This window comes from Corynebacterium sp. ACRQJ (genome assembly GCF_022346045.1).
GTDB lineage: Bacteria > Actinomycetota > Actinomycetes > Mycobacteriales > Mycobacteriaceae > Corynebacterium > Corynebacterium evansiae.
This window is the reverse complement of sequence record NZ_JAKRMT010000023.1, coordinates 1-19,685: the sequence shown is the minus strand read 5'-3', so window position 1 is coordinate 19,685 and position 19,685 is coordinate 1. Positions and strand designations below refer to the sequence as shown.

Sequence of the window (19,685 nt, the reverse complement as noted above, 5' to 3'; positions counted from 1 at the left end):
CCCCATGTGACTAGCACCCCGCCCCTATAGCACCCACGCCCCACACCTATAGCCAGCCAAGCAGGAACGTCTACAACAGTCAGCAGCACGCGCCCCACAAGGAGAGCTCACCCCGTGACCGGCAACCTACCCGCAACACTCACACGCCTAGCGACACTCGTAGACGAACTAAGCAGCGAACTAACAGATCAAGTTCTAGCGCCTGGTGTTACATCGCAAACAGGTGTGCGCAAGACAACCATCAACCGTCCGGCGCCGTGCAACATCAAGCAGCTAGACATGAAGCTAGATATCGAAGCCGAAGTGATGGACATCATCAAGCGCGCAGCAGGAAGCTACTTGCCAGCAGCCAAGCGCAAGCAAGGAGCAGCAAGCTGCTGCCGTTGGCTTGCAACCTACATTGACGTGTTAGATCAATGCGAAGAACGCGACCAGATCGCGGAGGATATCGCCTCAATGGAGCTAAGCCTATTCCGTAGATGGAACAGGGAGGTGCCGGCCTCGATGGCGAGCCACTGGCTGACGACCTCCCAGGCAACGACACGGGCAGCACGCCACAAGGCGGAGTTAAAGCCCGCCACGCTACGACAATGGGCAAAGCGCAAGAAGGTTCGCACGAGAACGTACGCGGGCGCCAAGCACTACTGGTGGCCAGATGTAGAACAACAACTGTTGCAACCGTCACGCCACGGGGTATAATGGAGTTGCAACAGGTGTAGGACAAACCCCCGGCGCACGCCCCGCATCACGGGAGCGAAGCGCACGGGGGTTTTGTTGTATGCCCCCGGCTATCGGCATAGCCCCCTCGAGTAGGCAGCCCCCTACTGCTACACCCCCCATACATGGAGGTACCCCGGCTACCTACAGCCCCCATGTCCCCGCCACCTCCACTGGTATCCCGGCGAGGGTGACCAGCCACGCGGCGCGTACACAGCACAGACTCAAGCGCCAAGGGTGTAGGCCAACCCCTACGGGCAGCACGGGCACTACACCGCATAGCAGTTAGCGTGATGCAGACCAAGCGAAGCACGAGCAACGCGCGAGACATCGACAACACATCGAGTCGATCATCAATCAGTAGCAAGCGAAGCGCGAAGCAGTGAAGCTAACGACAGGCAAGCGCTAGGCAAGGCGAAGTCAAGAGCCAAGCAGCGATAGCTAAGCCAAGCCAAGCAGCAAGCAAGGCAATGAACGAAGGTTAGTGAGCAATGAGGCAACACGTTCACCGCACAAGCGATCCTGAATACAGGCGCAGGCGAGAACTGCTCAAAGCTCAATCGAACCTCACATGCTGGCTATGCAATAAGCCGATCGACAAGAAGATCAAGTGGCCAGACCCAATGAGCTTCACTGCCGACCATGTCGAGCCGGTGGCAACGGGTGGACACAATCACGGGCGCTTACGTCCAGCACACTTCGTCTGCAACTCACGCAGACAGCAGCGCAGCGAACGGCTCGAGCGATCCAGTGAGCCGCACGCTATGCCTTGGTGAATGCGCGCTAGGGGCGGGGTTGAGTAATAGAACACCCGGTCGAACGCGCGGGGTTTTCGAGTAGAGACCCAGGGGGAGTAACCCCAGGTCAGAGGGGGTTTTCCACCCACAGGTCATTATGGATTTCCCCCTCTTGATAACTATTTCCACTTAGCTCAGCGTTTATGCAGGTCAGAACGTTTTCGCATTTTCACCAAGGAAGTGGTCGCCAATGGCTGAAGAAATGGCCGAAAACCTAGGTCGCCTAGGAAAAGCTGTTCGAACCGAACAGTCGTTCGAATCGTTGATCGAACTCCGAAACGTCCTTGCGGACGCGATGGATTCCTCGGACGACGCACGGAGTATTGCCGCACTATCCCGGCAACTAACAGAGGTGCTCGCGCGGATCGACGAGCTGCGCCCGCCTATTGATGATGGCAAACCGCTCACGGTAGTGGAGCAACTCATGGAGCGCCGCAAAAACGCGAGCTAGAAAGAAGGTGACGGTCGATGTCGCACACGATCGGCAGGCAAGAGCCGTCCCCCGTATCCAAGCTTCCGCGCTTCCACTCGACCGAAGCCGATGATGCAGCCTTCCTTGCCGAGGGATACGGCCTAAAGCCTGACCCGTGGCAGAAGCTGTTCCTCGATCACACAATGGGGCGCGACTCCAAGGGGCGCATGACATGCACGCAGGCGTGCCTGTCTGTGCCTCGCCAGAATGGCAAGAATGCGATCATTGAGATGATCGAGCTGTACCAGACTGTCGTTCTAGGCAGAAAGATTCTTCACACTGCTCACGAAATCAAGACCGCGCGTGCTGCGTTTCTGCGCATCGCTGGCTTCTTCGAATCGACGGAGTATCCGGAGCTGCAAGAGATGGTGGACTTCATTCGCCGCGCCAATGGCCAAGAGGAAGTGCGACTACTTAACGGCGGCTCGGTGCAGTTCGGCGCTCGCACGCAGGGCGCAGGTCGCGGCTTCACTGTGGATACGCTCATCATGGACGAGGCGCAGGATTTGGGGGATGAGTCGCTGGCAGCGCTGCTGCCCACGATCTCGTCTGCCCCGTCCGGCGAGCCGCAGCAGATTATTGTGGGCACGCCGCCGACTACTAAGTCTGATTCCGAGGTGTGGCGACGGCTGCGCGATAACGCTATGGAGGGGAAGAACCGCCGCTCGATGTGGTGCGAGTGGTCTGCGCCCGATACTGATGGTCCTATCGAGCTAGATGACCCTGACGTATGGGCATACGCTAATCCGAGCCTTGGCATTCGCCTGCGTGCGGAGGTGATCGAGGATGAGCTGTCCGCGATGGAGCCGGGTGTGTTCATGCGCGAGCGGCTGGGTATGTGGTCGTTTGCTGGTGAGCGGTCAGTTATTCCGGTCGAGGACTGGCGGGCGTGCGAGGATCGCCAGGTTCGCGTTCTGCCGCAGGATATTGAGAAGGTGGTGCTCGCGGCCGACATCACGCCTTCTCGTGACGCAGGCGCGCTCGTGGCGGCGATTCAGACCACGGATGGCAAGCCGCCCATCGTTGACGTGATCGACCAGCGGGCGGGCTCCGTGGCATGGATTCCCGCGAAGGTTGCGGACGTGGTCGAGAAGTTCGGGGCGGACGCGGTCATTATCGACGGCTATTCCCCGGCCTCGTCGCTGATTGAGGACATTCAAGCGCGCGGGGTGGGCGTGACGAAGGTGAGGGTCGATTTCGTCTGTACAGCTGCCGAGCGGTTTCTGGATTCGGTATTGACTCACAATGTGCGCCAATTGGGGCAAGGGTCGATGCAGTTGGCTCTATCTGGTGCCCGTAAGCGCCGCGTAGGCGAGGGGCGCTTCGCGTTCGGTCGCCTCAATTCGACTACGGATATTAGCCCGCTGGTTGCTGCCACCTTGGCTCTTAACGGACTGGATACCGAGCAGGAATTGAGTCGCGTCAAGTACCGGAGGAAGGCGCGGGGTGGGGCGAAGAAGAACTACCGCAAGAAAGTGATGGTGATGTAGATGGCTCTGCTATCTGATCAGGATAGGGCGCTGGTGAAGGGTCTATCTAGTCGCCTCGCTAGCTACGACCATGGCAATCAGCAGCGTGAGGCATACTACCGTGGCCGGTATTATGCCCCATCGCTGGGTATCGGTATCCCGCCTAACTCGGTGCTGAACAAGGTCACTGTGGGCTGGGCTTCCACGGTCGTGGACACGATTGAGGAGCGTATCGAGTTCCTGGGTTGGTCTGACGCTAGCGGTGAAGATGATGAGCTACTGTCTGCCGTGTACGAGTCCTCTGACGTGGGCTCGGAGTCGAGCGCGGTACATAGCGATGCGCTGATGTACGGTATCGGCTTCCTGTCTGTGACAGCAGGTGGGGTGGGGGAGCCGGAGGTGCTTATCCGTGCTCATTCGGCGCGTTCTACGACGGCGGAGATCAACCCGCGCACGGGTCTTGTCGAGGCTGGCATTACCTACCACTCGAAGAAGGAAGCGACCTTATGGAAGGTTGACGAGGTTGTCGAGCTGGTGCGCGGCTCCGAGCATGGCGAGTGGGAGGTCGCGGAACGTATCCCGCACAGCATGGGGCGGGTGCCGCTGGTGGCGGTAGTAAACCGCACTCGCGCGGGCGATCGTCGCGGGCGTTCCGAGATCACGCCGGGCATCATCACGGCGATTAACTCGGCCACCCGTGCGCTTCGCGCGATGGACGTCAACCGAGAGTTCTTCTCCACCCCGCAGCGCTATGGTATTGGCCTGTCGGAGGAGAACTTCGAGGGCGTGGACTCGTGGAAGCTGATTTCTACCCGTATGCTGCTTGCTCCTCGCGATGAGGAGGAGGGCACGGAGCCTAAGTTCGGCGAGTTCTCGACTGTGTCGCCTGGCCCATACTTGGATCAGATCAAGGGTTTGGCCTCGCTGGTGGCTACGGAGTCGGGCATTCCGGAATCCTACTTCAATATTCCGCATTCTAACCCCACGAGCGCTGACGCGGTGCGGGCGATGGAGAACCGGCTGATTAAGCGCGCAGAGCGCCGGTGCAGGCAGTTCACTAGCCCATGGGTCGAGGTTGGCCGGTTGGCTCGTGCTGTAGTGACCGGCCACCTAGATGTGGAGGATTCCCCGCGTGCTCGCTGGGCTGACCCGGCTACGCCTACCTTGGCGGCCACCACAGACGCGATGGTCAAGGCCGTTCAGTCTGGCGTGTTGCCTGTAGGCGAGGTTGTGTGGCGTCGTATGGGGCTTTCGGAGCATGAGATTGAGTCCGTCGAGAGTGTACAGGCTGAGGCGCGCGCTAGTGATCGTCTCGTGCGTCTGGCTGGCATTGCTCGTGGTGCGAGCGAGGAGGCGCTGATGGTGGCGGGAGGTGAGGCTAGTGCAACCGGCGCTAATGGGGGCGATGCTGCAGGATCAGCTGGTGGCGACAGCGCAGCAGTCCCTGCTGGAGGCTAACCTTCTCGCCGGGCAGGCTATCGACCCGCAGCTGTTTATGGTCGATGCGTTCACGGAGATCGTGGACGTGTACGGCACGGAATCCGCGCTAGCTGCGCGGGATTATGCGCTGGCTGATTATGCGGCGCGTGGCGAGCGTGTGAGGGCTGGTCAGATCGACTTGGCGGCGCCGTCGCTTGAGCAAGCGGACAAGTCTGGCCGGTGGGCAGTGTTTGGCGTGCAGGACGAGTTCGAGGCCGCCGCGCTAGACCGACTACAGGGCGCACTCACGCGCCTAGTGCTGCAGTCCTACCGGGAAACGGTGCTCAATGCCGCGCGGGATCATGGGCGGCGCACCCGCACGGCGGTGGCTCGTGTCCCGGAGGCGGGCGCGTGCGCGTTTTGTCGCATGTTGGCCTCTCGTGGCGCGGTGTATGGGGCTGCCAGGTCTGCGCAGTCCACGAAGGACGGAAACCGTTTTCACGACAACTGCAGGTGCTCAACACAGATCGCCCGCATTGATGGTAGAGACCTGCCGCGATCGGTGCGGCATCTAGAGCGCGAATGGGCGCAGTTCTCGGAGGAGACCGACAGTCTCACGCTGTCCAGCTACACAAAGTGGCTTAAAGAGGGGGCGAGCCGTTAAGGGGCTTTACCGGGTTCGATTCCTGGCGTCTCGCTACCGCTTCCTATAAGGATGGCGGGTTTTTATTGGACGGGGCTATATGTCCCGGTTGTACGCACGAGTGTGTGCGGTGATTTGAAGGGGGCTTTATGTCTAACAATCCAACACCTAACGACATGCCTAACGCTGACGCGAAGGCCGATGAGGCCAATGCCGATAGCAGGTTCGAGGCGATCACAAGCCAGGAACAGCTGGACAAGATTCTATCCAAGCGCCTAGAGCGCGAGCGGGCGAAGTACGCGGACTACGAGGAGCTGAAGAAGCAGGCGGCGGAGGCTGCCGACTCTCGTAGCGAAGTAGAAAAGCTGAACGACCGCGTTAAGGAGCTAGAACAGGAACGCCACCAGAGCGCGCTAGAGGCCGCAAAAGCTAAGGCGGCTAGCGAGCATGGCGTACCGGCCGATCTTCTCGTAGGCGACGATACGGACGCGATTGAGGCGCACGCCAAGCGTCTTGCGGAGTATGTGGCCGCGCAGGCACCAGCAACGGGCGCATACGTGAAGAACGTAGGGCGCGATGAGAATGAATCGTCTGCCGAGGCGTACGCGCGCCGCATGTTGGCAGGCAGCTAGCCCTCGCTAATAAAACCAAGCCACAAACACACGATTCCTTGAAGGAGGAACACACTAATGGCTACGCAAAAGCTCAACTCTCTGATTGGCGGCAAGGGCGGGCAGGATACCCTGCCACGGAACCTGTCCCAGGAAATTTGGAAGGACGCACTGGAAGAAGCGGTCGTTCCGCGCCTGTCTAAGGCGCACCCGGTGATTCTGGGCGAGAACACGATTCCGACGCTGACTAAGCGCCCGGCTGCCGCGATCATTGGCGAGGGCGAGAACAAGAAGCAGTCCGATATGCAGATTGGTGCTAAGAGCTTCCGACCGATCAAGGCTGTGGTCGGCATGGAGTTCACCATGGAGGCTATCGAGACTAACCCAGTGAACGTGCTCGAGCAGATTGGTGCGGAGGCAGCCGGTGCCCTGGCTCGCCAGATCGACCTGGCTGTCCTGCATGGCCGCCAGGCTATCGACGGTGGTCAGTTGTCCGGTCAGGAATACGTCACCAAGACCGCACATGAGATCGAGCTGCCTGAACCGGAAGCGGTCGATGAGGCGATGTGGGAGGGCTACGGCCTGGTCAACGAGGCTGACGGCAACTTCGACGGCTTTGCTGCCGACCCGCGTTTCGCTGCGTACATCGCTAACGCGCGCGATAAGGAAGGCCGCCGCCTCTACCCGGAGATCAACATGGGCGGCCAGGGCATCTCTACCTTCGCTGGCCTGCCGGTGGCGGTCGCTAAGACTGTGTCTGGCCGTGTTGACGCCTCTGCGGACACGAACATTCTGGCTATCGGTGGCGATTGGCAGCAGGTTCGCTTCGGTCGCGCGCTGGATATTCCGCTGCGCCGTATCGAGTACGGCGACCCGCTGGGCAATGGCGACCTGCAGCGCCGCAACTCCGTGGCGTTCATCGCGGAGATCATGTTCGGTTGGACGATTATGAAGGATGACGCTTTCGTCAAGTTCGTGAAGCCGGGAGATACCGTTCCGGGTTCCGGCGCGTAAGACGATAGCGTCACTATGACGGAAGGGGGAGCCTATGGCAATCGAAATTACCCCTGACGAGTTGCGCGCCTACGGCCTCGACATCACGGACGAGACGGCGGAGCTGTTTATCCGCGATGCCGTGGCTATGGCGGTCACTATTGCGCCGGGGCTGAAGAATGCTGACCAGGATACGCAGGACGCGGCGGCTGGTGTGATTCGCGGCGCGATTGTGCGCTGGGGAGAAGCAGGCGCTGGCGGCGTGGCCTCACAGTCAAAGACGATGGGGCCATTCAGTACTCAAGAGTCCTACCGTCAGCGCTCGTCCATGTTTTTCCCGTCCGAGGAGGCGCTACTGAAGCGGCTCGCAGACTCCGCCTCACGGCGCGTCTACTCGGTAGACATGCTCCCTGACGAGGCACGCGAGCTGTATCGGGATTGGCCGTCGACCTGGCCGGAGAAGTACTTGCTCGGGCCGTATTCGACGGGGTGGGCGTGATGGATTTTCCAGTGAAGCACACTCTGCAATTACGGCGCGGTATGGAGGCGGTCAACGAGGATGGCGACCCTGCCTACATGCTCGGCGAGCCTGAACCTATTGCGGTCGCCGCATGGTGGCTCACGGGTGGCGAGGAGCCAGGTACTGATGGGCACATGTACCGGGTTGACTACGACGCTGCGGCGTTTATTCCCGTTGGTGCGAATATTCAGCCTGAAGATGAGATTTATCTTCCTGGTGTTGGCTGGTTTCGTGTCGATGGGCCAGTAGCCAACTGGGATCATGGTCCATGGGGGAGCGTTGGCCTGGACAAGGTGACGCTATCGAGGGGGTCTCATGAAGACGTGGCATAACTGGCACGCCTATGCCGTGCTGCGTAAGTCGCCGGGCGTGGCGCGTCTCGTCGACGAGAAGGCGCGGGCGGTACAGCAGTCCGCGCAGGCTAACGGCAAGGGCACTTACGTAATGGAGTCCGGCTCGCCGGGCACTGCTGATCGTTGGCGCGCGTTCGTTGCCACAGGCGATGGTGATGCGCGTCGAGATCAGGCGACCAACGACACGCTCTTGAAGGCGTTAGGGGCTGGTAGGTCGTGATTCCTGACGCTGAAATGGTGGCTGTAACGCTGCTTAGGCAGCGTTTAGACGTGCCGGTATACATCACCCCACCTAGGGACATTCCAAGCACCTATGTGCGTATTACGCGCCTAGGTGGGGTGCGGAGAAATGAAGTAACCGACGCGGCTCTTATTGGGGTTAATTGCTACTCCAAGAGCCGTAGCACGGCGGCCAAGCTAGCCAACGAGGCTCGCGTGGTGCTTGATGGCAGCGCGGGCGAAAAAGTACATGACGCGGGTATTCGGTTTTGGCGAGAAGTTGCTGGACCGGTGAACTACCCGCAGCCAGACGTGGACAGGGTTCGCTACCAATTCACAGGCGAGCTTCGGCTGGCAACAAACAACATCACTCATTCCTAAAGGAGGAATATTCACATGGCACTGGGTAACACTCAAGATGTTCTGGTTGGCATTCCCGATAGCTCTGGCGGGCTGTGGGTAGGCGACCTTATTACCGACACTTCGTCCCTTCCTGACGCTAGCACCGACCTGGAGGCTGCTGGCTTCGTCCCGGCTGGCTTCATTGGCGAGGACGGCGTCACGGAGGCTAACGAGCGCGATACCGACAAGATCAAGGCGTGGGGCGGCGATACCGTCCGCGTGATCCAGAACGACCACACCGTTACCTACAGCTTCACTTTCCTTGAGCTGGGCAACGCGGAGGTTCTGAAGCTGATCTACGGCGACGAGAACGTCGAGGTTTCGGGTGATCAGATTCTGGTGAAGAAGAACTCTGACATCCTGCCTCACAAGACCTGGGTTATTGAGGTCTTCGACCGTGGCGCAGATCGTAAGATTCGCCTGGTCGTCCCGGATGGCCAGATCACTGAGACTGGCGACCGCAACTTTACTCACTCTGACGTGATCTCTATGGAGGTCACGATCGAGGCGTTCGTGGACGCGGACGGCAACAAGGGCTACGAGTACCAGGTTAAGCCTGACGCTAAGTCTGGTGACTCCAACTCTGGCTCCGAGGCTCCGGGCGGCACGGAGGATCCGGGCGACTCCGAGGGCTAGATAGCTAGTTCGGCGCGTGGGGGTGCCGCGCCTAATAAGTAGCCTCCTTGGGGGCGGGGACTCCGTGTGCCGTCCTCGCCCCCTCTTTTTCATCTTTCACTTTTCTAGGCACACCGTTTTCTATTGGAGGCACACGATGGCAACAAAGAAGAATCCAAACAAGTTCAACTACGACTTCAACGGCAAGAACATTGAGCTACCACGGTTCGATAAGCTGCCGTTCGGCACGATGCGTCGTATGCGCAAGGCTGACGAGTCTGAGCAGGCGTTCCTGCTGTTCGAGTCCACGGCAGACGAGAAGACCCTTGAGATCATCGACACTATGGGTATTGATGAGATCGGGGAGCTGCTGGAGGCGTGGCAGAAGGCCTCCGAGGTGACCACGGGGGAATCCGAGGACTAGTAGACGTCCTCGATGATCCAGGCAAGAAGGAGTGCATCGAGGCCGACCTGATCCGCGCAGGTATGCGGTTGCGGTGGTTCCTCGATCCTGACGCCTTGGATTACTCGTGGCGCGATCTACTAGTTTTCGTCAAGCATTCCCCTAAGGGGTCGGCGTTTCACGCCTTAGAGACCGGCGAAGAGGCGCTATGGGGCGTGCAGGAGCACCTAACGGCGAACCTCGTCGACCTGACGAACATTCTCGTGTGGTTCAAGACTAAGGACGGCTCCAAGGGGCGCAATCGCCCTAAGCCGATCCCCCGCCCAGGCATGCAGGAGCCGGGCAAGAAGAAGCATGGCGGGGCGAAGATTCCCGCGAAGAGGCTCGCGGAGTTGCTGGGCATGAAGTTCTAGATTAGGGAGCATCAGGTGGCTGGTATTGAGCTAGCGCAGGCGTGGGTTACGATCTCGCCCCGCACTAAGGGCATGCAAAAGGAGATCGACAAGCAGCTTAAGGGCATTGCCTCTAAGGGTGAAAAGACCGGCTCCGCGCTCGGCGAGAAGATCACCAGCGGCCTGAAGAAGACCGCCAAGGTTGGCGCGCTCGCCGCTGGTGGTGCCGCCGCTGCCGCTTTTGGCACTGCTCTGAAGAAGGGCTTTGATCGTCTTGACGCTATCGAGCAGGCGAAGGTGAAGTTCGAGGCGCTGGGCTATACCGCTAAGCAGCAGACTGGCCTCATGGACGATGTGACGGCTGCGGTGAAGGGAACCGCGTTCTCCACGTCTGAAGCTGCCGACGCTGCCGCTATGGCTCTTGCGGGCGGTATTAAGCCCGGCAAGGAGCTGACTGGTGTCCTTAAGACTATTGGCGACTCCGCGTCGTTCGCTAACAAGAGCTTCGCTGATGTGGCTCCCATTTATACGAAGGCGATCAATAGTGGCCGCGTGATGGGCGATACGCTCATGCAGCTGGAAGAGAACGCTATTCCAGTTACACAGGCGCTCTCGAAGTCGATGGGTAAGTCGACTGAAGAAATTCGCAAAATGGCCTCCGAGGGCAAAATCTCGTTCGATGATCTGCAAAAGGCGATGGATGAGACTATCGGCGGCCAGGCGCTAAAGGCGGGCGATACGTTCACTGGCTCGCTGGCGAACATTGGCGCTGCGTGGGCTCGTCTGGGTGAGACTATTCTTAGCGCCCCGTTTAACGCCGCCCCTGCAGTATTCAACAACATCTCCGACCGTATCGACGTGGCGAACGACAAGCTGAAGGGCTTCCTTGAGCTGTTTTCGACCGGCGAGTACACCAAGGAGATTGGTGTCAACCTTGCGGGCGGTGATGAGGCTAACGCGCTATCGGAAAACAGTGCGCTAGTGACAAACATTCTCAACTTCCGCGACAAGAGCATCGAAGCTATCGACGCGGTCAAGCATAGGTGGGATCAATTTCAGCGCGGCTTCAATGGCCAGGCGACCGAGGGCATGTTTGGCCGGTTAGGTCAGCACTTCGGAACACTGGCCGATGCTGCGCTACGCATGGCCACCCCGCTGGCACGTGTCGCTGCGTCGCTAGGTGAGGCTGGCATGACTGCCTCCATGGTGTCGCTGCTGGGTGTGCTCGAGGCGGTCACGCCACTGATTGACCATATCCTCGTGCCTGCGCTCGAGAAGCTTGCGGACATCATGGTCAATAACCAGGGCGCAGTGAATGCGTTCGTGACTGCGTTTGTTGGCTTCCATACACTCAAGGCCGCCAATAAGGGGCTCACCTCTTTTGGCGACAAGGCCAAGGACGCCTACGATGCAGCGAAGAAGGGTACTAGCTTCGTAAAGAACTTCGGCGGGGCGCTGAAGGACTCGTGGAAGTACGCCGGACAGGCTGCACCTAACGTAGGTACCTTCGGTAAAGCGTCGCTGCTCGTGAAGGAGAACGCGAAGGCTGCAGGTTCCGCGCTAGTGAAGATGAATGGCCCTATCGGAATGGCCGCGCGCGGCTTTAAGGGGCTTGGTCTAGCCATCAAGGCTAACCCGATCGGCGCGATTGTCACCGGTGTAGTGGCGGCTATTGCTGCGTTGACGTGGTTCTTCACGAAGACGGAGACCGGCAAGAAAATCTGGGCTAAGTTCATGGAGTTCCTACGCCCGGTTATTGACTGGATGGCGCAGAAGTTCTCGGAGCTGGGCGGCATTGTGTCGAACATGTGGGAGACCTACATCAAGCCTGCGCTGGGAGCGTTCGCCACCATGGCTAAGTGGGTGGCGGCCATCGTGCTGACCATTCTGATCACGCCTATCATGCTGGCATGGAAGGCTATGTCTGCGGTTTTCCAGTGGGCGTGGAATACGCTCATTAAGCCCGCGTGGGACGCGATGAAGGTTGCGGCGCAGTTCCTGTGGAATAGCGTACTGAAACCGGTTTTCGATTTCATTAAGGGCGCGTGGAATCTGCTCGCCTTGAGCATGAAGGCGCGCTGGGAGGGCATCATTCGCCCCGCGTGGGACGCCCTGAAAATCGCCGCGCAGTTCATGTGGTCGAACGTCCTGCAGCCCATTTTCGGCCATATTAAGAACGGTTGGCAGATCATGGCCGCCGGGATTAAGTGGATCTGGGAGAATGTCATTCGCGTGGCGTGGGACGCTCTCAAGACTGCGCTATCGGCGCTTTACAACAACGTCATCAAGCCGACATTTCAGTGGATCGGCGACCGCTGGCGAGACATGTCGAGAGTCCTGCACCAAGTTGCCAAGTGGATCGACGAACACGTATTCGGCAAGATCAGGACCGGTCTTGACTGGGTGAAGCGCGGGTTCAGTGTCGCCGTCGACGCGATCAAGAACACCTGGGATCGCATCGGCAATATCGCCCGCAAGCCCGTCGCGTTCATTGTGGACACCGTTTTCAATAACGGTATTCGCAAGGCGTGGAACGCGGTTGCAGGCTTCGTTGGCCTGGACGATAAGAAGCTCAAACCGCTTGGTCCCGTGGCACAATACGCCAAGGGTGGCGTTCTGCCCGGCTATACGCCTGGCCGTGACGTTCATGCTTTCTTCTCGCCCACGGGTGGCCAGCTCGCCCTGTCTGGCGGCGAGGCGATCATGCGCCCAGAATGGACTCGCGCTGTCGGTGGTCCAGCAGCTGTCGAGGCCATGAACCGCACCGCGCGTAACGGTGGCATTAGCGCTGTGAAGAAGCAGCTCGGCGAGGGCGCAGGGTTCCACACGGGTGGCGTTATCGCCTTCAAGAAGGGCGGCACATGGGACGATAAGATTCGTCGCACTCAAGCCGAGGCGCGTAAGCACCACGGCAAGCCCTACCAGTGGGGTGGCGTGGGTAACCCGTCGTTCGACTGTTCTGGCCTGTGGTCTGCGATCACTAGCCACCTGAATGGTGGCCCGTTCGGCGGTCGCCTGTTTACTACCCACACCTTCATGGGCAGTACCCCTCCGGGCTGGTCGCCTGGCCTGTCTGGACCCGTCACTGTTGGCGTGAACGATGGCCACATGGCTGGCACCCTGGGTGGCATTAATATGGAGTCCGCAGGCGGCGGCAAGGGTGTTCAGATCGGCGGCTCCGCGCTTGGCTCTGACGATCGTAGTTTTACGAAGCAGTTCACGCTGCGAGACTTTGTCGGCGAGTTCATCTCTGGTGGTTTTGGCATTACTGGCGGCGGCAACCCGGTTGCACGGCTCGCCAAGGCTGCGTGGGATAAGGTCATCGACGCCCTGCCGAAGTTCAAGGAGAAGGTCGGACCGTGGGCACCTGTGCCGAGCAAGTTCCTGAAGAAAGCCGCCTCGACCATGTGGGACTGGATTAAGTCGAAGCTCCCGATTGGAGGCGGCGGGTCAAGTGACGTCGACCTGTCCGGCGTGAATGGTGACACGATGGCCAAGGTGCAGGAAGTGTTCAAGCGTCACGGTTGGACTGGCCAGCAGTGGGAGGACGCGAAGTGGATCATCGGGCGCGAGTCCGGCTGGAACACCACGGCGACCAACCCGTCCTCCGGTGCGTTCGGCCTGTTCCAGTTCAATCCGTCCTCAGGCACTCTGCAGCAGTACCTGCCTGACCGCAACCCAGATGCCGCTGTGCAGGCTAACGCCGGTGCGCGGTACATCAAGGATCGTTACGGCGACCCGTCGGCTGCTCGTCGTTTCTGGGAGGCGAACAACTGGTACGACAACGGCGGCTACCTGCAGCCGGGTGTAACCCGTGTTCACAACGAGACGGGCAAGCCGGAGCCGGTGTTCACTAATGCCCAGTGGCAGACGCTGAAGAAGGCGATCCTGTCGAACGAGCAGTGGGCGCAGGTCGCCAGGCCGATGGTTAGCGAGATCGAGAAGTTCGCCAACGGCGTGCGCGTCAAGCAGGTCGATAAGCCGGTCGAGATCGACGACCCGAAGGCCAAGGGCTCCAAGGCTAGCGCTAAGGACGAGAGCGACGAGAAGGTTGCAGAGACCACCTCCGAGAAGGAGGAGGTTAAGCCTGACGAGGTGGGCGCATCTATCGCAGCTGGACTCATTGAGGGGCAACTGGAAGATGTGCGCAATGTGTTCGGCCTGCCTGCGCTCAAGGAGGTTCCGGCGGTCAAGGCTGCCTTGGAGGCCAATAAGGCCGTTGTGGAAGATGGCGGCGAGTCTAACCCGGTTGCTGACCTGCTCGAGGCTGGCTGGTCTGGGGCGATCCTGGACACAATGAGGGGCGGGGACGTGGTTCCGCTCGCCCTGAAGTCCGCAGAGGAGATGGCACGCACGGTACCACAGCTGGCTAGCGCTGGTATGGCGTCTATCGCTAGGGCGACCTCTGGTGCGCCTGCTGCTGCCGCTAGCGCTGCAGCCAACCCTGGACAGTCCGTCAAGATCGTTGTGGATTCAACGCAGCGTGCGTTTAGTGAATATAGGAAGCTGCAGGCGAAACAGTCTGCAGGCGCGAAGGGGGTTAGGTAAATGGGTTTTGCCGATTCGGTCGATGTTTCACTCCATGGTGCCGACGGGTCGATCTGGAATATCAGTGGGCCACGCTCGGCGCATTCCCCTGTGGTGATGATCGAGGGTAGTGTGGGCGACCTGTTCGATGCCCCCGCTACCACTCACTTCAAGCCGCGTGCGGGACAGGCGGGCACCACCTACCGTGGTTTTCGCATGGAGGAGCGCAATATCGTGCTGCGTGTGCTGATCTATGCAGACTCGTCGGTAGAGTGGGCGCGCGTCGATTCCGATTTCCGTCGCGCGCTGGACTATGACAAGCAGGCCGAGCTAGTGGTGCGCTCCACAATGAGTGGCGAGCGTCGCCTGAAGGTGCGCCTGGGCGAGGCTCCGTCATATCAGTGGGATAAAGACCCGCACTACTACGCGGCCAGCCTGGTCGAGTTTGTGGTAACAGCCGAAGACCCGTTCTGGTATTCAGCGCATGAGCGCGACGAGTACGTATTCGACGGCCTGAACTGGTACGGCAGCACCGTAACGGTTAGTAACCCTGGCGATGTGCCGACATGGCCGAAGTGGGTACTGACCGCCCCGGCGAAGTTCATTCTGCCTGACGCCTCATTCCGCGAAGACGATGAGAAGGATCGCACGATCGTCCTACCCTTCCAGCCTCTTGGCCGCGAGGTTCTAGTGGATACTGATCCGCTAGAGGAGCTGATCACCGCCAACGATGACACGCTTCTCTGGGCGGAGATGGGTGGCCAGTTCTTCCAGAATCCGATCCCGCCGCGCACGGCGCCCACGCAGATTCCGGTGGCGGTCGATCCGCTGCCTAACCTGCCGGTGGTGTTGCCGCCGGGTTGGCGTGAGTGGATTGCTAGCGAGATCGCTAGGTGGGCGAAGAGGCTCGGCAAAGAGCAGGTGTTTAGGCGCACGCCTGAAGACGTGGCGAAGGTGATCCATGAGGCGCTATACAACCCGAAACGCCCGCCATGGCTGCAGAAGATCGGTGACCCGATTCTGGATTTCCTGAACGTGGACTACATCGCCGGGCGGCTCATTAACGCCTGGGGGCAGACAAACAACATGGCCGGGGCAACTGCTCAGGTCAGGGTGGATCACAAGTGGTCTCGCCCGTGGGGTATGGAGTAGAGGAGGTGTAGGTGGTGGCTAACGCTGATCTGGACAGGCTGGACTCAATCTACGAGGCCGCCCTGTCTCGTCGCATGAGGCGGGCAGATATTCGCCGCAAGGAGCCGGAGGTCTACATCTACGATGGCGACTGGCAGCTCGTCGCTAGGTGCCTTGGCTTCTACGATGCTTCGTTCGAGTGGAAGCTCAATGCGGTGGGTGCTGGCCAGCTCGTCTTGCCGTATGAGCATCACCTAGCGAAGTGGGTTATCGAGCATTGGCGGCGTAAGAAGCAGAACGTCCATGTTCGAGTGGACAAGGACGGCGCGCGGTGGACCGGTCGCCTGTCTGATGCTGTGACGGAGCAGGACGAGAACGGGGTGCGTAGCGTTACCCTGAACTTCTTGCACGACATGGAGGAGCTGCGCCACATTCAGGTGTGGTCTAACCCGCTGACCCCATCGGCGGTGCAGTTTCCGAAGCAGTTCATCTTGGCTGGGCCGTCGGTCTACACCCTGAAGCTCTCGTTGTTCCTGAATCTGTTCCGACTGCAGGGGAATCTGTGGTCGCTACCTGATGACCCACTGTCGGCACGCTCGTGGCTGCAGGGGCTGAATTACAAAGAGTGGCCTATCGTGGTCAAGCCTTCGTCGCTATTGCTTGATGATTCCAAGTGGACTGTGCTGGTGAGCCGATTTAAGAACTGGTTGGATATGGCGGAAACCACATTGGGCGACGGGCAGCTGATGGTGGAGTGTCGCCGATGGTTTCCGGGCGACCCGCAGCCGTGGTTCGGCGCTGGGCTATATAGGCCGGGGCAGCTGGTTATCGACATTGTGGACAAGTCTGGCTGGTTTAGCGAAACGGCGATCGGCGGCACTATCGCAGGCGGGTTTATCCGCAGTGGCTTGGAGCTCGCAGACAACCTCGTCGATGAGGCGCGCGCCGCGTTGGAGTTCGTCTCGGAGCCGGAGCAGTACAAGGTTTCAGGCTTCCTCGGTGTGGCACCGCAAAAGCCGTGGATCGCCTACCGCACGAACGTCCGCGATGGGCAGAATACGGCAGAGTCCACCAGCTTCACCTGGCAGCCAGCCACGGTGGGGCAGGTGACGGTCGGCGGACACTCTATGCCCGGAGTAAACGAGGGGATTAGCGCGTCGATCAAGCTGGCTGGCGCTTTGGCTTCGCGGTACTTCTTTATCCCCGATTTCGGCGGCGCTGCTGACGCCCTACTCGCGCCACTATACGAGGACGTGTTCTTGGCTTTCCAGACCGTCAAGAGTCCGCTACGTACGCGAAAGCTTGGCTGGTCGCATTATTACGAGAATTTCGGTTCGGGCGGAGATAAGGCGTACACACTATCGAGCCTGCTGGCTATTCGTGCGGAGTTTTGGCGCACTAGGCAGCGCGTCTCGCACTCGATGCATATCGGCGACGCTTCACCATACCTGATCGGCGAGAATGGCCAGGGTCATTTCTTCCTCGGTGATCGTGTAGGCGGCGAGGTGCCGGGTGCGCCTGATGGCTACACGGTGGTCGAGCAAGTGAAGGAGTTGAAGCTCTCGTGGGGCGCGGACTCGCCGCATGAGTGGGAAATTACTGTCGGCGACCCGAATGATGTTGAAGACCCGGTGGAGAACGCGCTTGAGCGTATCCGCGAGGTGACGGGCGCGATCCATGATCTAGGAGTGATTTAGCCATGGGGCTACCTACACAAGATAAGTGCGATATGGGCAAGCCGGACGAACATTTCCTGTGGGCGCTGCTAAATATTGGAGACTCGATTGGCGCGCCCTTGCTAGTGCCTGAAGCGATCCTGCGCGAGTGGTCTAAGCACCTGTATTTAGCCGGTTTTAGGCACTGTAGTGACAAGCAGGAAATCTGGTATGAGGTGCCGCGTGATGGCGTGAGCGTGTTCGATGGTGCGGCTGGTGGCCGGTGGGTAGATCGCCCGCCGGAGAACGACGAGATGCAGCGGGTAGTGGACTCTATGTCCGATGAGGATAGGGAGGCGCTACGTAGGGCGCTGGATAAGGGGGCGGAGTTGTGAGTGTTTACCCTGACGATTCAAAGCCGGTTCCTAAGGGGGCTTATACCCCGTCGAGCGTGAAGGCGCTGCAGGCGGTAACTGAAGACTCTGCGCGGGCGGAGATCAGGTCTCAAGCGCTGCTGCCATGGCGCGAGGGGAGAACGAACTTCTTCACCAACATCATCGGCGGTATTGGAAAAGCTTTTCAAGAAGGTTTGCGCGGGATCGCGGGCAGCTTAAGCAGCATTTTCAACCCCGTCAAAGAGGCTGGCGTGGAGGTGCGGGACTACCAGACCACCTTGAATGACCGCGTAGAACTACTGGACGGCGTGCGTGGCTATGCATCGGCCTACCAGACGCTTAACGTCTACACCAGCTCTGGCTACGTCTTTACAGGCCGAAAGTGGCGCTTCCTGCCGTTTGGCGGGCAGCTTGGCCCATCGAGGGGCGCGAAGGTAGACCCTGACGGCGGCATCATTTTAGAAGAAACTGGCCTATGGACGGTATACACTACCGTCACGAAGGATCAGGCGGGGTCTCTTGATGCTCTACTGACAGATCAGCTAGATGTGCATCTGTTCGTAAGTAGGGATAAGTGGACTAAGAACACCCCGCCGCCCTCCGATATCTTACTGCGCGAACTGCTTACTACGAATATGACAATCATTGGCGGTAAGCAGACCTCAACCGTGGTGTTTTCTGTGGTAGTGGATCGCCCAAATGTGTTTGTAGGCGTTCGCGCCTCTGTTACTGGCAATACACGTTTTCTAGGGGGGACGTTGTACTCAAATCTATTCGCCATAAAGCATGACAATCGGGCGATTGAGCCCGGCCAGAAGACAGTCCCGAACGAATAGGAATCAGGTGGTTTGTGATGGCTACTATCAACGGAAGCCTAGCCTCGGTAAATTCGGTGCCCACCGAGGGTACAGTGCTGCTGCGCGCTCTGAAGCTGCGCCCAGGTAGCACGTTCGCTGTAACGGGCGAGCCGAAGGTCGCGGAGATCAAGGGCGGGCGCTTCACGATCGAGAATGTGGAGCCTGGCCCAGTGCAGCTAACGATCCAGGGCAACGGTGTAACCCACGATGTGCGAGTCGATGTGCCAGATGAGGCCAAGGTAGATTTCCTCAAGCTGCTAGATAACGTCTATGAATGGGAGCCGGAGCAGGTTAGCGCGGTCAAGAGGGCGGCGCGAGAGGCGCGCAAGGCTGCAGACGAGGCTGGGCGCATTGCCTCTGCGTTTCGCGGTGCAGGGCAGCTCGAGGGGTGGGCAGAGTCCGCGTCGTCGTCTGCTGACGCTGCCGATAAGTCGGCCAGGGCTGCAGCCTCTTCCGCGGGTGCGGCTAAGACTGACGCGGGTAAGGCCGCAAGCTCCGCTACGGCGGCGGGTAAGTCTGCCACGGCTGCCGAGGGTAGCGCGTCCGCTGCGAAGACTAGTGCTGATAATGCTGGTAAGTCCGCGTCAGCTGCCGATGGTTCCGCGAAGGCGGCGGCGTCTAGTCGCTCTGATGCATCGTCGTTCGCTAATTCCGCTAAAACTGCTAGTGAGCAAGCTGCGGCGAGCGAGAAGGCGGCGCAAGGTAACGCTGAAACGGCGACTAAGGCGGCTAATGCCGCACAGATCGACGCTAACAGTGCGAAGGATTCCGCCACGTCCGCGAAGAATGATGCTGACCGTGCGAAAGCGAGCGCCGGGGAGGCTAAAACTAGCGCGGAGACCGCGGCAATTTCGGCTAGTGGTGCCGCTGGTAGTGCCGACGCTGCGGGTAAGTCCGCGACCGCGGCTGCTGGTAGCGCGAGCGCCGCGAAGGCTGATGCTGGCAAGGCGGCTACGTCCGTGACGGAGGCGGGTAACTCCGCGAAGGCCGCTAAGGCTGACGCTGACCGGGCGGCTACTATCGCGTCCTCTACGTCGTGGAACGGCGACCGGCTGACAGTGAACGGCAAAACTAGCCCTAGCCTGACTGGTCCGC

At 59.8% G+C, this 19,685-nt stretch carries 19 protein-coding genes and 1 pseudogene; all 20 read left to right on the top strand.

Features of this window, described 5'->3' with window-relative positions; translation table 11 throughout:
* Positions 1 to 114: 114 nt before the first annotated feature.
* Positions 115 to 699 carry a hypothetical protein gene (locus MHX52_RS09625; protein ID WP_239317988.1) on the top strand — a complete coding sequence of 195 codons (585 nt, stop codon included), beginning with the start codon at positions 115 to 117 and terminating at the stop codon, positions 697 to 699.
* A 1,005-nt stretch (positions 700 to 1,704) separates the two neighbouring features.
* Entirely contained in the window at positions 1,705 to 1,965 is a 261-nt protein-coding gene (locus MHX52_RS09620; RefSeq protein WP_239317986.1) for a hypothetical protein, read from the top strand.
* A 17-nt stretch (positions 1,966 to 1,982) separates the two neighbouring features.
* A complete protein-coding gene (locus MHX52_RS09615) occupies positions 1,983 to 3,476 on the top strand; it encodes a hypothetical protein (protein WP_239317985.1) in 1,494 nt (497 codons plus the stop codon).
* Entirely contained in the window at positions 3,477 to 4,913 is a 1,437-nt protein-coding gene (locus MHX52_RS09610) for a phage portal protein (protein WP_239317982.1), read from the top strand.
* Positions 4,837 to 5,538: a hypothetical protein gene (locus tag MHX52_RS09605; RefSeq protein ID WP_239317980.1), complete on the top strand. Its 702-nt coding sequence runs from the start codon at positions 4,837 to 4,839 to the stop codon at positions 5,536 to 5,538. The genes MHX52_RS09610 and MHX52_RS09605 overlap by 77 nt, the downstream gene beginning before the upstream one ends.
* Positions 5,539 to 5,693: 155 nt before the next feature.
* On the top strand, positions 5,694 to 6,149 hold the full coding sequence (locus MHX52_RS09600) for a DUF4355 domain-containing protein (protein ID WP_239317979.1): 456 nt from the start codon (positions 5,694 to 5,696) through the stop codon (positions 6,147 to 6,149).
* A gap of 57 nt (positions 6,150 to 6,206) precedes the next feature.
* Positions 6,207 to 7,142, top strand: a complete 936-nt coding sequence (locus MHX52_RS09595) for a phage major capsid protein (protein WP_051876253.1) — start codon at positions 6,207 to 6,209, stop codon at positions 7,140 to 7,142.
* Between the two features lie 34 nt (positions 7,143 to 7,176).
* Positions 7,177 to 7,620, top strand: coding sequence for a hypothetical protein (locus tag MHX52_RS09590; protein WP_239317977.1), 444 nt, complete (start codon positions 7,177 to 7,179; stop codon positions 7,618 to 7,620).
* Positions 7,620 to 7,973 (top strand): hypothetical protein, encoded by a 354-nt coding sequence (locus MHX52_RS09585; RefSeq protein ID WP_239317976.1) that lies wholly within the window; start codon positions 7,620 to 7,622, stop codon positions 7,971 to 7,973. The genes MHX52_RS09590 and MHX52_RS09585 overlap by 1 nt, the downstream gene beginning before the upstream one ends.
* Positions 7,957 to 8,214, top strand: coding sequence for a hypothetical protein (locus tag MHX52_RS09580; protein WP_034985969.1), 258 nt, complete (start codon positions 7,957 to 7,959; stop codon positions 8,212 to 8,214). The genes MHX52_RS09585 and MHX52_RS09580 overlap by 17 nt, the downstream gene beginning before the upstream one ends.
* Positions 8,211 to 8,594 (top strand): hypothetical protein, encoded by a 384-nt coding sequence (locus MHX52_RS09575; protein ID WP_034985967.1) that lies wholly within the window; start codon positions 8,211 to 8,213, stop codon positions 8,592 to 8,594. The genes MHX52_RS09580 and MHX52_RS09575 overlap by 4 nt, the downstream gene beginning before the upstream one ends.
* Positions 8,595 to 8,609: 15 nt before the next feature.
* On the top strand, positions 8,610 to 9,251 hold the full coding sequence (locus MHX52_RS09570) for a hypothetical protein (RefSeq protein WP_239317974.1): 642 nt from the start codon (positions 8,610 to 8,612) through the stop codon (positions 9,249 to 9,251).
* 136 nt (positions 9,252 to 9,387) lie between these two features.
* Positions 9,388 to 9,654 carry a hypothetical protein gene (locus MHX52_RS09565; RefSeq protein WP_034985963.1) on the top strand — a complete coding sequence of 89 codons (267 nt, stop codon included), beginning with the start codon at positions 9,388 to 9,390 and terminating at the stop codon, positions 9,652 to 9,654.
* The gene (locus MHX52_RS09560; protein WP_239317972.1) at positions 9,609 to 10,046 is read left to right on the top strand and encodes a DUF5361 domain-containing protein; all 438 of its coding nucleotides are present in this window, start codon (positions 9,609 to 9,611) and stop codon (positions 10,044 to 10,046) included. The genes MHX52_RS09565 and MHX52_RS09560 overlap by 46 nt, the downstream gene beginning before the upstream one ends.
* 15 nt (positions 10,047 to 10,061) lie before the next feature.
* On the top strand, positions 10,062 to 14,573 hold the full coding sequence (locus tag MHX52_RS09555; protein ID WP_239317970.1) for a tape measure protein: 4,512 nt from the start codon (positions 10,062 to 10,064) through the stop codon (positions 14,571 to 14,573).
* Entirely contained in the window at positions 14,574 to 15,704 is a 1,131-nt protein-coding gene (locus MHX52_RS09550) for a phage tail family protein (RefSeq protein WP_239317969.1), read from the top strand.
* Positions 15,705 to 15,718: 14 nt separating this feature from the next.
* On the top strand, positions 15,719 to 17,380 hold the full coding sequence (locus MHX52_RS09545; RefSeq protein WP_239317966.1) for a phage tail protein: 1,662 nt from the start codon (positions 15,719 to 15,721) through the stop codon (positions 17,378 to 17,380).
* A gap of 2 nt (positions 17,381 to 17,382) precedes the next feature.
* Positions 17,383 to 17,733, top strand: coding sequence for a DUF2744 domain-containing protein (locus tag MHX52_RS09540; RefSeq protein WP_255721539.1), 351 nt, complete (start codon positions 17,383 to 17,385; stop codon positions 17,731 to 17,733).
* A 56-nt stretch (positions 17,734 to 17,789) separates the two neighbouring features.
* On the top strand, positions 17,790 to 18,569 hold the full coding sequence (locus tag MHX52_RS09535; protein ID WP_239317963.1) for a hypothetical protein: 780 nt from the start codon (positions 17,790 to 17,792) through the stop codon (positions 18,567 to 18,569).
* Between the two features lie 17 nt (positions 18,570 to 18,586).
* Positions 18,587 to 19,685 (top strand): annotated as a pseudogene (locus MHX52_RS09530) (hypothetical protein); the annotation flags it as partial.

Coding starts and splice junctions, on each gene's coding strand:
- MHX52_RS09590 (WP_239317977.1), top strand. CDS start 7,177: ATGGCAATCGAAATTACCCCTGACGAGTTGCGCGCCTACGGCCTCGAC.
- MHX52_RS09615 (WP_239317985.1), top strand. CDS start 1,983: ATGTCGCACACGATCGGCAGGCAAGAGCCGTCCCCCGTATCCAAGCTT.
- MHX52_RS09540 (WP_255721539.1), top strand. CDS start 17,383: ATGGGGCTACCTACACAAGATAAGTGCGATATGGGCAAGCCGGACGAA.
- MHX52_RS09565 (WP_034985963.1), top strand. CDS start 9,388: ATGGCAACAAAGAAGAATCCAAACAAGTTCAACTACGACTTCAACGGC.
- MHX52_RS09600 (WP_239317979.1), top strand. CDS start 5,694: ATGCCTAACGCTGACGCGAAGGCCGATGAGGCCAATGCCGATAGCAGG.
- MHX52_RS09580 (WP_034985969.1), top strand. CDS start 7,957: ATGAAGACGTGGCATAACTGGCACGCCTATGCCGTGCTGCGTAAGTCG.
- MHX52_RS09620 (WP_239317986.1), top strand. CDS start 1,705: ATGGCTGAAGAAATGGCCGAAAACCTAGGTCGCCTAGGAAAAGCTGTT.
- MHX52_RS09550 (WP_239317969.1), top strand. CDS start 14,574: ATGGGTTTTGCCGATTCGGTCGATGTTTCACTCCATGGTGCCGACGGG.
- MHX52_RS09610 (WP_239317982.1), top strand. CDS start 3,477: ATGGCTCTGCTATCTGATCAGGATAGGGCGCTGGTGAAGGGTCTATCT.
- MHX52_RS09570 (WP_239317974.1), top strand. CDS start 8,610: ATGGCACTGGGTAACACTCAAGATGTTCTGGTTGGCATTCCCGATAGC.
- MHX52_RS09595 (WP_051876253.1), top strand. CDS start 6,207: ATGGCTACGCAAAAGCTCAACTCTCTGATTGGCGGCAAGGGCGGGCAG.
- MHX52_RS09585 (WP_239317976.1), top strand. CDS start 7,620: ATGGATTTTCCAGTGAAGCACACTCTGCAATTACGGCGCGGTATGGAG.